Raw genomic sequence first — 488 nt, 5'->3', positions numbered from 1 at the left:
AGCGGGTCGTCCCAGCGGAAGGTCTTGGCGGGAGAAGCGGAGCCGTCGGCCATGGGGGTCTTTCCTGAGCGTTGTCCGGGTCGCCACGGCGTCACGCGATGGTGACGGGCGCCCCTGTTCCGGCGGGCGGTTTAGGCCAGAATGGCGCCGACGGGTAGAGGCCGCCCCGGTTCCTCGCTAGACTGTCGCCATGATCCAGACGCTGAATCGCCTGTTCGTCGAACACCCGCGCGAGGTGAAGGAAACCTATTTCGAGCATATGGCCGCGTCGGCGCGGTTCGGCTTCCGCCTGCTGAAGCTGGCCGGCTGCGCCTTTCTGCACGCCCTGGTGCCGGGACTGCACAAGTCCACGGTCTCGAGCGAGGTCTGCTGCATGGCCGACGAAGTGGGCGGCCGCGCCCGCGAGGCCCGCGAATGCCGGATGCGCGACGCGGGCGTGTGGGATCCGGGCTTGTGACAGGGACGAGGGACGAGGGGCGAGGGGCGAG

At 69.3% G+C, this 488-nt stretch carries 1 protein-coding gene; it reads left to right on the top strand.

Annotation, left to right across the window (positions count from 1 at the left end; all coding sequences use genetic code 11):
• The first annotated feature begins 190 nt into the window (after positions 1-190).
• Entirely contained in the window at positions 191-457 is a 267-nt protein-coding gene (locus tag RDU12_RS04880) for a DUF6356 family protein (RefSeq protein WP_300290315.1), read from the top strand.
• Positions 458-488: the final 31 nt, after the last annotated feature.

The organism is Brevundimonas sp. (assembly GCF_031082345.1).
In the GTDB taxonomy this organism is placed as follows: domain Bacteria; phylum Pseudomonadota; class Alphaproteobacteria; order Caulobacterales; family Caulobacteraceae; genus Brevundimonas.
This window is presented reverse-complemented; position numbering and strand designations above follow the sequence as displayed.

Bases quoted from the DNA above. Each gene is read 5' to 3' on its own strand.
- RDU12_RS04880 (WP_300290315.1), top strand. From the start codon at position 191: ATGATCCAGACGCTGAATCGCCTGTTCGTCGAACACCCGCGCGAGGTG.